This is a genomic window from Caballeronia sp. LP006 (genome assembly GCF_031450995.1).
In the GTDB taxonomy this organism is placed as follows: domain Bacteria; phylum Pseudomonadota; class Gammaproteobacteria; order Burkholderiales; family Burkholderiaceae; genus Caballeronia.
Map to the genome: position 1 here is coordinate 1,614,495 of NZ_JARTVW010000005.1, position 12,187 is coordinate 1,626,681.

Sequence of the window (12,187 nt, forward strand, 5' to 3'; positions counted from 1 at the left end):
GCGCCGGTTCAAGACCGGCGCCGTACGACAGCCGCGCCCACGCGCGGCCCACCATCTCACCCGATTACATATTCGGGTAATTCGGCCCGCCGCCGCCTTCAGGCGTCACCCACACGATATTCTGCGTTGGGTCCTTGATATCGCATGTCTTGCAATGCACGCAGTTTTGCGCGTTGATCTGCAGACGTTCGCCGCCATCGTCCGTCTTCACGAACTCGTACACCGCTGCCGGGCAATAACGTCCTTCCGGACCTGCATAGGTCCGCAAATTCACGTTCACCGGCACGCTCGGGTCTTTCAGCGTCAGATGCGCCGGCTGATTCTCTTCGTGATTCGTGTTCGAAATGAACACCGACGAAAGCCTGTCGAACGTCAGCTTGCCATCCGGCTTCGGATAAACGATCGGCTTGCTCTGCGACGCGGGCTTCAGCATCTCGTGATCCCAATGCTGATGATGCAGCGTCCACGGCACGTTGCCGCCCATGACCTTCTGTTCCAGCCCGACCATGAACGTGCCGAGGTACAGGCCCTTGCTCATCCACTGCTTGAAATTGCGCGCGCGATGCAGTTCGGTCTTGAGCCAGGAAGTATCGAAGGCTTCTGGATAGGCGCTCAACTCGTCGCTCTGACGGCCCGCCTGCACCGCGTCGAAGGCGGCTTCGGCGGCCATCTTGCCGGACTTGATCGCCGCGTGGCTGCCCTTGATGCGCGATGCGTTCAAAAAGCCCGCGTCGTCGCCGGCCAGCGCGCCGCCCGGAAACACGAGCTTTGGCAACGACATCAGGCCGCCCGCGGTAATGGCGCGCGCGCCGTAGGAAATGCGCTTGCCGCCTTCGAGGAACGGGCGAATGGCCGGATGCGTCTTGTAGCGCTGAAACTCTTCGAACGGCGAAAGATACGGGTTTGAATAGCCGAGCCCGACCACGAAGCCCACCATCACCTGATTGTTGTCCATGTGATAAAGGAACGAGCCGCCGTACGTGTCGGGATCGAGCGGCCAGCCCGCCGTGTGGATAACGAGCCCCGGCTTGTGCTTGACGGGATCGATCTCCCACAATTCCTTGATGCCGATGCCATATACCTGCGGATCGGCATTCTGATTGAGCTTGAACTTGTCAATCAACTGACGGCCGAGATGCCCGCGCGCGCCTTCGCAGAATAGCGTGTACTTCGCGTGCAATTCCATGCCGAGCTGGAAGTTCTCGGTCGGCTCGCCATCCTTGCCGATGCCCAGATTGCCGGTGACGACGCCTTTCACCGCGCCACTGTCGCTGTACAGCACTTCGGCGGCCGGAAAGCCCGGGAAGATCTCGAGGCCCAGTTCCTCCGCCTGCGCGCCCAACCAGCGCGTGACGTTGGCGAGACTCACGACGTAGTTGCCGTGATTCTTGAAGTTGTCGGGAAGCAGCCAGTTCGGCACCTGCTTCGCGCTGTCCTGCGTGAGAAAGAGGAAGCGGTCTTCGGTCACTTCGACGTCAAGCGGTGCGTTTCTTTCCTTCCAGTCGGGGATGAGTTCGGACAGACCGCGCGGGTCCATGACCGCGCCCGACAAAATGTGCGCGCCGATCTCCGAGCCCTTTTCCAGCACGCACACGCCGATTTCGACGCCTTTTTCCTGCGCAAGCTGCTTTAACCGGATAGCCGCCGACAAACCGGCTGGCCCGCCGCCGACGATGACGACGTCGTATTCCATCGATTCGCGGGGACCGTACTGCTCGATAAGGCTCGCCGGGGTCATCAATGCTCCTCTGTACCGTTAGAATGGCCTTTTAAGATCGCGTATTGTCAGCGAACGTCAGGCAGGCTGCAACCGACCTTGTCTGATCGAGTACGATCGTACTATTCTAGACGGCGCCGCGAAATCGGTGTCGATGCCACTAGCGGACTGGCGCATGCCGCGTGCCGCGTAAGGCCGATCAACCGTAAAAGAAGGAAGCACAATGGGCCGTTCGATCAATCTGGAAGGCAAGGTCGCGCTGATTACCGGCGCGTCCAGTGGACTTGGAAAGCGTTTTGCGCAAGTACTGTCGCAAGCCGGCGCGAAAGTGGTGCTGGCGAGCCGTCGCACCGAGCGTCTCAAGGAATTGCGCGCGGAAATCGAGGCATCGGGCGGCGCGGCGCATGTCGTGTCGCTGGACGTGACCGACTATCAGAGCATCAAGTCCGCGGTCGCGCATGCGGAGACGGAAGCCGGTACCATCGACATCCTCGTGAATAATTCGGGTGTTTCGACCACGCAGAAGCTGACCGACGTCACGCCCTCCGACTACGAATACGTCTTCGGCACCAATGTGCGCGGCGCGTTCTTCGTGGCGCAGGAAGTGGCCAAGCGCATGATCATGCGCGGCAGCGGCGCGGCCAAGCCGGCGTATCGCATCATCAACGTGGCTTCGGTGGCGGGACTGCGCGTGTTTCCGCAGATCGGCCTCTACGCCATGAGCAAGGCGTCGGTCGTGCAGATGACCAAGGCCATGGCGCTCGAATGGGGCCGCCACGGCATCAATGTGAACGCCATCTGCCCGGGTTATATCGACACCGAAATCAATCACCATCACTGGAAAACCGAGCAAGGCCAGAAGCTCGTGTCGATGCTGCCGCGCCGCCGCGTGGGTTCGCCCGGCGACCTCGACGGCCTTCTGCTCTTGCTCGCCGCCGACGAATCGCAGTTCATGAACGGCGCGGTCATCTCGGCGGACGACGGTTTTTCGCTCTGAGCGCGCGCGCTTTCTCGAACAGGCAAACATGAGCAACAACCCTTTTCACACCGTCTTCGAACTTTCCATGCCTATCCGTTGGGGTGACATGGACGCCTTCGGGCACGTCAACAACACCGTCTACTTCCGCTACATGGAGCAGGTGCGAATTTCGTGGTTCGAAGAGCTCGGCATCGTCGGATCGAACGCCGAGGGACAAGGGCCGGTGATCGTCAATGCGTCGATGGAATTCCTGCGGCAACTACATTATCCGGGCAACGTGATCGGCCGCATGTCGGTCGGCAAGCCTGGACGCAGCAGCTTGGAAACGCACTTCGAGCTGTATCGCGACGACGCGCCCGGTGAGCTCTTTGCAAAGGGCGCGGCCAAGATCGTGTGGGTGGACTACAAGGCGGGCAAGTCCGTGCCGCTGCCGGACTTGCTTCGTCAGATCATCGAGACGGCTGCGCCCGCACTATGAGCGTGCGCGCTCAGTTGCCGAGCAGGCGCTGCAGCAACTCCGTCGCGTTGCCCGTATCGTATTTGCGCATGAGCCGCGCGCGGTAGATATCGACCGTGCGCGGGCTAATGTCGAGCACGCGGCCAATTTGTTTGCTCGTCTTGCCGGTCACGAGTTGCGCGGCGATCTCCCTTTCGCGCGGCGTCAGTTCTATGGCCACACGCCGCGTCGCGCTCAAATCCTCGAAAGTCCAGACGCCTGCCGCATGCGGTGCGTCGCGCTCCAGCGCGCGGCCGGTGACGTGGCACCAGAACATTTCCCCATCCGAGCGCTTCATGATGCGATCGTCGCTGTAGGTGCCTTGCGTGCTGATATGCGCGGCAATACGCTCGCCGATGCGCGCAAACTCGTCCGGACTCGGATAAAGCACCTGAAACGACTCGCCGATGAGCGCCGCGCGCTCGAAGCCGAACATGGCGCAGACCTGCTCGTTGCAGTCCTCGATGATGCGCTCGCGCGAAAGCACGAGGCCAACGGGCGCGAGATGAAACGCGGTTTGGTAGTCCAGTTCAGGCATGAGGAAAAGGTGCGCCCGTGCTTCGCTCCCGGACGGAACCAAAGGGCGCGGGCAAAGACTTATGTATTTTTGCGTATTGTGCCGGATGGATCGCTAAGCGTAATCTTTGCCCAAGTCTAAACGCCGCCTTGCATGCCACGGCGGCCAAGAAAAGCCGGTTTTCAGTCGGGTTCACAAATGGAAGGGACAATCAGATGAACAAGGTCTATCCCAGCGCGAAGGCGGCGCTCGATGGCATCGTCAAGGACGGGCAGACATTCGCCGTCGGCGGTTTCGGGCTGTGCGGCATTCCCGAAGCGCTGATCGCGGCGTTGCGCGACTCGGGCGTGAAGGACATCACCTGCATCAGCAACAACGCGGGTGTCGACGGCTTCGGGCTCGGCCTCCTGCTCGAAACACGTCAGGTCAAGAAAATGATTTCGTCTTACGTGGGCGAAAACAAGGAATTCGAGCGGCAGTATCTGGCCGGCGAACTCGAACTCGAATTCACGCCGCAAGGCACGCTCGCCGAAAAACTGCGCGCGGGCGGCGCGGGCATCCCGGCGTTCTTCACGAACACGGGCTTCGGCACCGTGATCGCGGACGGCAAGGAAACGCGTCAGTTCGGCGAAAACCATTACGTGCTCGAGCATTCGCTGACAGCGGACGTCGGTATCGTGAAGGCATGGAAAGCCGACAAATCGGGCAATCTTATCTATCGCCGCACGGCGCGCAACTTCAATCCGATGTGCGCCATGGCCGGCAAGATCACCGTGGCCGAAGTGGAGGAGATCGTCGAAGTAGGCGAGCTCGACCCCGATCACATCCATACGCCGGGCATCTTCGTGCAGCGGCTCGTCCTGAATGCGCACCCTGAAAAGCGCATTGAGCAACGTATCGTCCGCGCGAAAGGAGAATGACCATGGCTTGGACTCGTGACCAGATGGCCGCGCGCGCGGCGAAGGAATTGCAGGACGGCTTCTATGTGAACCTCGGCATCGGCTTGCCGACGCTCGTTGCCAACCATGTGCCGGATGGCATGGAAGTATGGCTGCAATCGGAGAACGGCCTGCTCGGCATCGGCCCGTCGCCGACCGAAGAAGAAGTGGACGCCGATCTCATCAACGCCGGCAAGCAGACGGTGACCACGCTGCCGGGCTCGTCGATCTTTTCGTCGGCGGATTCATTCGCGATGATCCGCGGCGGCCACATCAATCTGGCGATTCTCGGCGCCATGCAGATCAGCAAGACGGGCGACCTCGCCAACTGGATGATTCCCGGCAAGATGATCAAGGGCATGGGCGGCGCGATGGACCTCGTAGCGGGCGTGAAGAAGGTCGTCGTGCTGATGGAACACGTCGCGAAGGGCGACCAGCACAAGATTCTCGAGGAATGCTCGCTGCCGCTGACGGGCGTGGGCGTGGTGGATCGCATCATCACGGACCTCGGCGTGATCGACGTGACCGAGAATGGTCTCAAGCTCGTCGAACTGGCCGATGGCGTCAGTGCCGAGGAGATTCAGCAAAAGACCGGCGCGCCGTTGGATGTCAGCGGCGTGAAGTAATCGGGTTGAAGTAAAGCGGCGTCTTTCGACGTGGAAAGGCGGGTGGGGCTGCGAGGCTTCGCCCGCTTTGTTTTTGATCACCGTGGTCAAGGGGTCGTCCGTTCGGCCGATGTTCAGTCGGTTTCGCGCGCGGCGCTTACAATCGATTCGACATCTTCCTGCGAGGAATACCCATGAGCACATCCATCGTCGTCGAAGCGCCGCATCCGGCGGCCGCCGTGCCGCGCCAGCGTTTCGTGCAGTGTGCGAGCCCGGCCGGTCTGCATCGCACGGCCTACACCGAATGGGGCGATCCCGCCAATCCGCGCGTGCTGATGTGCGTGCATGGCCTGACGCGCTCGGGCCGCGACTTCGACAAGGTGGCGCAGGCGCTCGCAAACGAGTATCGCGTGGTGTGTCCGGATGTCGTCGGGCGCGGTCTGTCGGACTGGCTCGCCGACCCGCGCCATTACGGCGTGCCGCAGTACGTCGCGGACATGGTGACGCTCATCGCGCGTCTGAACGTGGAAACGGTGGACTGGTTCGGCACCTCGATGGGCGGACTCATCGGCATGGCGCTCGGCGGCTTGCCGAATACGCCGATTCGCAAGATGCTCATCAACGACGTGGGACCGCATATCGAGCCCATCGCGCTCACGCGTATCGGGGAATATCTCGGCAAGCCCACGCGCTTCGCCTCGCTCGATGAAGGCGTGCGGCACGCCGCCGCGCTTGCGGCTTCGTTCGGCAATCTCACGGACGAGGAGTGGGCAAGCATCAATACGCCGCTTCTGCACGAGAAGGACGGCGCGTGGCGCTTTCGCTACGACCCGGACATCGCGAAGCCGTTCAAGGCGTCGACGCCCGAACAGAACGCGGCGGGTGAAGCGTACTTGTGGCATGCGCTGGCCTCGTTCAAGACGCCGGTGCTCGTCGTGAGAGGAGAGCATTCGGACTTGCTGTCGCGCGAGACGGTCAAGCGAATGGTGTCGAAAGGGCAGGCGGTCACGAGCGTCGAAGTGGCGGATACCGGACACGCGCCGGCCTTCCTCGCGGCGGACCAGATCGCCACCGCGCGCGCCTTCTTTCTCGGAAATGACGCGGGCGCGGCATAATATCGGGCTGAGCGCCTGGCGCTATATCCCAATTTGCATCTTTATCGAACAGGAACGCATATGGCAGTTACTCGTCATCACGTCGGCGCACGGCTTTCGGAAATCGCCATCCACAACGGCACCGTGTATCTCGCGGGCCAGATCGCCGAGGACACCGACCAGGACATCACCGGCCAGACGCGCGAAGTGCTCGGCCATATCGACCGTTTGCTCGAAGAAGCGAACAGCGACAAGTCGCATCTGTTGTCGGTGCAAATCTACGTCTCCGACATGGTGCACTTCGCCGCGATGAACGCCGTGTGGGACTCGTGGGTCGCCGCGGGCAACACGCCGCCGCGCGCTACCGTCGAAGCGAAGCTCGCGAACCCCGCATGCCTGGTGGAAGTCGTCGTCGTGGCGGCGCAGCGCTAAGCAGGTTCGCCAAAGAGCAGTCATTCGCGCATGACCGAGTCCGCCGTTATCGCCGACACCTTGCCGGAGCCATCCATCGACGATGCGCTCGCGTTCATCCGCGAGCACGCGAAAGATGCGCGCGTCTCGACGGGCGAACTGCTCACCGAGCACGCGGAAGGCACGGCGCGCATCATGCAGACGCTCAACGTCGACGCTCACGCGATCGCCGCTGCGGCGCTCTTCGTGTTGACGCCGCATTTGGACGACCCGGAAAAGGTCATCGAGGAGCGCTTCGGCGCGGAAGTGCAGCGGCTCGTCGGCGATGTGCGCAAGCTCTTGCGTCTCGGCTCCGTCAGTTCGCGCGCCACGCTCGCGGACTTGCCCGAGAACACGCGCGACGCACAGGCCGCGCGGCGCGCGCAAGTCGAATCATTGCGCAAGATGTTGCTTGCTTTCGCGCAGGATATTCGCGTGGTGCTGATTCGCCTCGCCTCGCGCCTGCAAACCTTGCGCTATCACGCGGCCAACAAGATCGATCCCTCGCCCGATGTGCCGCGCGAGACCATGGAAATCTACGCGCCGCTCGCGAACCGTCTCGGCATCTGGCAACTCAAGTGGGAGCTCGAAGACCTGTCGTTCCGCTTCGAGGACCCGGTCACGTACAAGCGCATCGCGAAGTTGCTCGACGAGAAGCGCGTGGAGCGCCAGTCCTATGTCACGGACGCCATCGCGCGGCTGCAAACTGAACTCGATACCGCGCAGATCAAGGCCGAAGTCAGCGGCCGGCCAAAGCACATCTACAGCATCTGGAAGAAGATGCGCGGCAAGCATCTCGACTTCTCCGAACTGAACGATGTGCGCGCGTTTCGCGTGATCGTCGGGGACATCAAGGACTGCTATACCGTGCTCGGCATCGTGCACAACTTGTGGCAACCGGTGCCGCGCGAGTTCGACGACTACATCTCGCGGCCCAAGCCGAATGGCTACAAGTCGCTGCATACGGTCGTGATCGGCGACGACGGGCGCGCATTCGAAGTGCAGATCCGTACCTACGAGATGCATCAGTTCGCCGAGTATGGCGTGGCGGCGCACTGGCGCTACAAGGAAGCGGGCACGCGCGGCTACGCGGGCCAGGTCACGGCAAGCGAGAAGTACGACGAAAAAATCGCCTTTCTGCGCCAGTTGCTTGCCTGGAAGGACGATGTCGAAGGCGAGCAGCCCGGTTGGCAGCAGTTGCGCGACGCCACGCTCGACGACGACCACATCTATGTGCTGACGCCCCAGGCGCGCGTAATCGCGTTGCCGCACGGCGCGACAGCGGTCGACTTCGCGTATCACCTGCATAGCGAGCTTGGGCATCGCTGTCGCGGCGCACGTGTCGATGGCGTCATGGTGCCGCTCAACACGCCGCTGCAGAACGGGCAGACGGTCGAGATCGTCGCGGTGAAGGAGGGCGGCCCGTCGCGCGACTGGCTCAATCCGCAGCTCGGCTATCTGCACAGCCCGCGCGCGCGGCAGAAGGTGCGCGCGTGGTTCAACACGATCGATGCGGCGGAGAACATCGCGGAAGGTCGCGCGATCGTCGAAAAGACGCTGCAGCGCGAAGGGAAGACCTCGGTCAATCTCGATCAGCTCGCGAGCAAACTCGGCTTCAAGGCGCCCGAGGATCTCTACTCGGTCGTTGGCAAGGACGAATTCAGCCTGCGCAATATCGAACAGGCCTTGAGCGATACGCCGCCCCCCGAGCCCGAACTCGAAACGCCCGAGCAGTTCGAAAAGCGCAGCAGCGGACAGAGCGTGGCGCTCGGGGCATCGACGGGCGTGCTGGTCGTCGGCGTCGATGCGCTGCTCACGCAGCTCGCGCGTTGCTGCCGCCCGGCGCCGCCCGATCCTATCGCGGGGTTCGTCACGCGCGGCAAGGGCATGTCCATTCATCGGTCCGATTGCGCGACGTTCCAGCGCATGGCGCAGCGTTCGCCCGAGCGCGTGCTGCATACGACGTGGTCGGCGCAGGTGATGAACGGGCGCGGGTCGTCGGTGTATCCGGTGGATTTGTCGGTCGAGTCGGCGGATCGGCAGGGGCTGTTGCGCGACATCACGGAAGTCTTCGCGCGCGAAAAGATCAACGTGATAGGCGTGAAGACGCAAAGCCGGCGCAACGTGGCCTACATGCAGTTCACCGTGGAAGTGTCCAACGCGATGCAGATTCAACGTGCGTGCACCTTGCTCGGGGAAGTCGTGGGCGTGATCCGCGCGGCGCGCCGAGCCTGAACGCAAGCTACGGCCGGGAGCGTCACTGCGCGAAAAGTTGAACGGATCGACGAATAATTTTTCGATTCATCGCACAGATGCACTTGCCAAAAATCGAAACGCTCCATATAATCTCACTTCTTTCAGGCTCGTAGCTCAGCTGGTTAGAGCACCACCTTGACATGGTGGGGGTCGTTGGTTCGAGTCCAATCGAGCCTACCAACGAAAACGAAGCCTCGGTCCGCCGAGTCTTCAATCCGCAAGAAGCGCATTGCGCACAAGGCGAAAAAATATGGCACGTCGAACGTTGACCGAAACAACTTCGGAGCGACGCTAGTCGAGGACCTAATTCGCCTTCTGCCAATCTGTTTGCGGTATGTGTGAAAAGTGAATGCGGCCCCTCGATAGCGGGGCCGCATTTTTTTTGTCTCTCGGGTTTTGCACGGTATCGAGCGGCATGTTTTAGTCGAACTCGCCTGGCGTGAGCTGGCGTCTTGGAGAACGAAATGGTTTCGGTACGTTTGCCTGATGGGTCGGTCCGTCAATACGACCACCCGGTGACCGTCGCGGAAGTCGCGGCATCGATCGGCGCGGGTCTCGCCAAGGCCGCGCTTGCCGGCAAGCTCAACGGCGAGCTCGTCGACACGTCGTTTGTCATCGACCAGGATTCGTCGCTCGCCATCGTCACGGACAAAGACCCGGAAGGCGTCGATGTCGTTCGTCACTCTGCCGCGCACTTGCTGGCCTACGCGGTCAAGGACTTGTTCCCCGAGGCGCAGGTGACCATCGGGCCGGTCATCGACAACGGCTTCTATTACGACTTCGCGTACAGCCGTCCCTTCACGCCCGAAGACCTCGAGAAGATCGAAAAGCGCATGCAGGACCTCGTCAAGAAAGACGAGCCCGTGTCGCGGCGCGTGGTGTCGCGCGACGAAGCGGTCGAGTACTTCAAGAGCATCGGCGAGAAGTACAAGGCGGAGATCATCGAATCGATCCCGGCTTCGGACGAAATCAAGCTCTATTCGCACGGCGGTTTCACCGACCTGTGCCGTGGTCCGCACGTGCCGTCCACCGGCAAGCTGAAGGTTTTCAAGCTCATGAAGGTCGCGGGCGCGTACTGGCGCGGCGACTCGAAGAACGAACAGTTGCAGCGTATCTACGGCACCGCCTGGACCAAGAAGGAAGACCAGGAAGCGTATCTCCACATGCTCGAAGAAGCGGAGAAGCGCGATCATCGCAAGCTCGGCAAGCAGCTCGACCTGTTCCATTTGCAGGACGAAGCGCCGGGCATGGTGTTCTGGCATCCGAAGGGCTGGTCGCTGTGGCAGCAGGTCGAGCAGTACATGCGCCGTCGGATCAATGAGGCCGGCTATCTCGAGATCAAGACCCCGATGGTCATGGACCGCTCGCTGTGGGAAGCGTCCGGCCATTGGCAGAACTATCGCGAGAACATGTTCACGACCGAGTCCGAGAAGCGCGACTACGCCATCAAGCCGATGAACTGCCCGGGCCACGTGCAGGTGTTCAATCACGGCCTTCGGTCGTATCGCGATCTGCCGCTGCGCTACGCGGAGTTCGGATCGTGCCATCGCAACGAGCCGTCGGGCGCGTTGCATGGTCTCATGCGCGTGCGCGGTTTCGTTCAGGACGACGCGCACATCTTCTGCACGGAAGATCAGTTCATCGCCGAATCGATCGCGTTCAATACGCTCGCGATGAGCGTGTACAAGGACTTCGGCTTCGATCACATCGACATCAAGTTGTCGCTGCGTCCGGAGCAGCGCGCCGGTACCGACGAAACCTGGGATCGCGCGGAGCAAGGCCTGCGTGACGCCCTGACCGCGTGCGGCCTGCAGTGGCAGGAACTCGCGGGCGAGGGCGCGTTTTATGGTCCGAAGATCGAGTACCACATCAAGGACGCGCTCGGCCGGTCCTGGCAATGCGGTACGCTGCAGCTCGACATGGTGTTGCCGGAGCGTCTCGGCGCGGAGTACGTCGGCGAAGACAACAGCCGCCGCCGTCCGGTCATGCTTCATCGCGCGATCGTCGGGTCGATGGAACGTTTCCTCGGCATCCTGATCGAGCACCATGCCGGTGCAATGCCGCCGTGGCTCGCGCCTGTGCAGGCAGTCGTGCTGAATATTGCCGAAAGTCAGGCCGAATATGCGGCTTCTCTGGCCCAATCGTTGCAAAAACAAGGGCTTAGAGTTGAGAGCGATTTGCGCAATGAGAAGATTAGCTATAAAATACGCGAGCACACGCTGCAAAAGGTTCCGTATTTGCTGGTCGTCGGAGACAAAGAGCGTGATGCACAAACCGTAGCCGTGCGTGCTCGTGGCGGTGTCGATCTGGGCGTGATGCCGGTCGACGCGTTCCTCGAACGTCTGCAGCAGGAAGTGCGGGCGTTCAAGTAAGTCACTCGCAGCGCGGCTAGTCTTTTTATTTTTAGAGGAAACGTAACATCGCTACTGATAAGTCGTCACATCGCATCAACGGTGAAATCACTGCGCCGGAAGTGCGCTTGGTCGGAGTGGACAACGAGCCGCTCGGAATCGTGAAACTGGCCGAGGCTTTCCGTCAATCGGAACAGCTCGACGTGGATCTGGTCGAAATCGCGCCGCAGGCTTCACCGCCTGTCTGCCGTTTGATGGATTACGGCAAGTTCAAGTACTCGGAAGCGAAGAAGCAGCACGAGGCGAAGCTCAAGCAGAAGATCGTGCAGGTGAAGGAAGTCAAATTCCGCCCCGGCACGGACGACGGTGATTACAACGTCAAGCTGCGTAACCTCACGCGCTTCCTCGAAGACGGCGACAAGACGAAAATCACGTTGCGTTTCCGCGGGCGGGAAATGGCGCACCAGGAAATCGGCATGCGCATGCTCGAACGTCTGAAGACGGATCTGGACGAATACGGTCAGGTCGAGCAAATGCCGAAGATGGAAGGGCGTCAGATGATCATGGTGCTTGCCCCGAAGAAAAAGGGTAAGTAACGAGCGTCGTAAAGCGTTGGATCGCGCGCCGTGAAAAGCGTGAGCGCGGCATCGCAGGTGGTTTCAGGGCTGGCGTCACTTTGGTGACGCCGCTCATGAAAAGCGGTAGCCACAAAAGGCTGTCCGCACATAAGTGGAGCGTGGGTTTCGAAGGGCGGCAAGGGGTCCGATGTTTGTTTGACGGATCA

11 protein-coding genes and 1 tRNA gene are annotated in these 12,187 nt (G+C 61.3%); 10 read left to right on the forward strand and 2 right to left on the reverse strand.

The window, feature by feature from the left end; all coding sequences use genetic code 11:
* Nucleotides 1-64 precede the first annotated feature (64 nt).
* Nucleotides 65-1,738 carry an electron transfer flavoprotein-ubiquinone oxidoreductase gene (locus tag P9250_RS24145; protein ID WP_310395595.1) on the reverse strand — a complete coding sequence of 558 codons (1,674 nt, stop codon included), beginning with the start codon at nt 1,736-1,738 and terminating at the stop codon, nt 65-67.
* A gap of 202 nt (nt 1,739-1,940) precedes the next feature.
* Here P9250_RS24145 and P9250_RS24150 point away from each other — a divergent pair, with 202 nt between their 5' ends.
* Both P9250_RS24150 and P9250_RS24155 read left to right on the forward strand, forming a co-directional pair.
* Entirely contained in the window at nt 1,941-2,714 is a 774-nt protein-coding gene (locus tag P9250_RS24150; RefSeq protein WP_244827691.1) for an SDR family oxidoreductase, read from the forward strand.
* Between the two features lie 28 nt (nt 2,715-2,742).
* Nucleotides 2,743-3,174: a thioesterase family protein gene (locus P9250_RS24155; RefSeq protein ID WP_244827692.1), complete on the forward strand. Its 432-nt coding sequence runs from the start codon at nt 2,743-2,745 to the stop codon at nt 3,172-3,174.
* 10 nt (nt 3,175-3,184) lie between these two features.
* Here the strand turns inward: P9250_RS24155 and P9250_RS24160 are convergent, their stop codons facing one another.
* Nucleotides 3,185-3,730, reverse strand: a complete 546-nt coding sequence (locus P9250_RS24160; protein ID WP_250464414.1) for a LuxR C-terminal-related transcriptional regulator — start codon at nt 3,728-3,730, stop codon at nt 3,185-3,187.
* A 194-nt stretch (nt 3,731-3,924) separates the two neighbouring features.
* On the opposite strand from P9250_RS24160, the gene P9250_RS24165 reads away from it, so the two are divergent.
* The 8 genes from P9250_RS24165 to infC all read left to right on the forward strand — a co-directional run bounded on the left by P9250_RS24165 (nt 3,925) and on the right by infC (nt 11,999).
* Nucleotides 3,925-4,629, forward strand: a complete 705-nt coding sequence (locus tag P9250_RS24165) for a CoA transferase subunit A (protein ID WP_244827694.1) — start codon at nt 3,925-3,927, stop codon at nt 4,627-4,629.
* 2 nt (nt 4,630-4,631) lie between these two features.
* Nucleotides 4,632-5,273: a CoA transferase subunit B gene (locus P9250_RS24170; protein WP_244827695.1), complete on the forward strand. Its 642-nt coding sequence runs from the start codon at nt 4,632-4,634 to the stop codon at nt 5,271-5,273.
* A 173-nt stretch (nt 5,274-5,446) separates the two neighbouring features.
* A complete protein-coding gene (locus tag P9250_RS24175) occupies nt 5,447-6,367 on the forward strand; it encodes an alpha/beta hydrolase (RefSeq protein WP_310395598.1) in 921 nt (306 codons plus the stop codon).
* Between the two features lie 60 nt (nt 6,368-6,427).
* The gene (locus P9250_RS24180) at nt 6,428-6,778 is read left to right on the forward strand and encodes a RidA family protein (protein ID WP_244827697.1); all 351 of its coding nucleotides are present in this window, start codon (nt 6,428-6,430) and stop codon (nt 6,776-6,778) included.
* A 30-nt stretch (nt 6,779-6,808) separates the two neighbouring features.
* A complete protein-coding gene (locus tag P9250_RS24185; RefSeq protein ID WP_250464417.1) occupies nt 6,809-9,031 on the forward strand; it encodes a bifunctional (p)ppGpp synthetase/guanosine-3',5'-bis(diphosphate) 3'-pyrophosphohydrolase in 2,223 nt (740 codons plus the stop codon).
* Nucleotides 9,032-9,155: 124 nt separating this feature from the next.
* Nucleotides 9,156-9,232 (forward strand) — tRNA-Val (locus P9250_RS24190).
* 284 nt (nt 9,233-9,516) lie between these two features.
* Complete coding sequence (gene thrS / locus P9250_RS24195) at nt 9,517-11,424, forward strand: threonine--tRNA ligase (RefSeq protein WP_244827699.1); 1,908 nt, start codon at nt 9,517-9,519, stop codon at nt 11,422-11,424.
* A gap of 47 nt (nt 11,425-11,471) precedes the next feature.
* Complete coding sequence (gene infC, locus P9250_RS24200; RefSeq protein ID WP_074168877.1) at nt 11,472-11,999, forward strand: translation initiation factor IF-3; 528 nt, start codon at nt 11,472-11,474, stop codon at nt 11,997-11,999.
* The last annotated feature ends 188 nt before the right edge of the window (nt 12,000-12,187 follow it).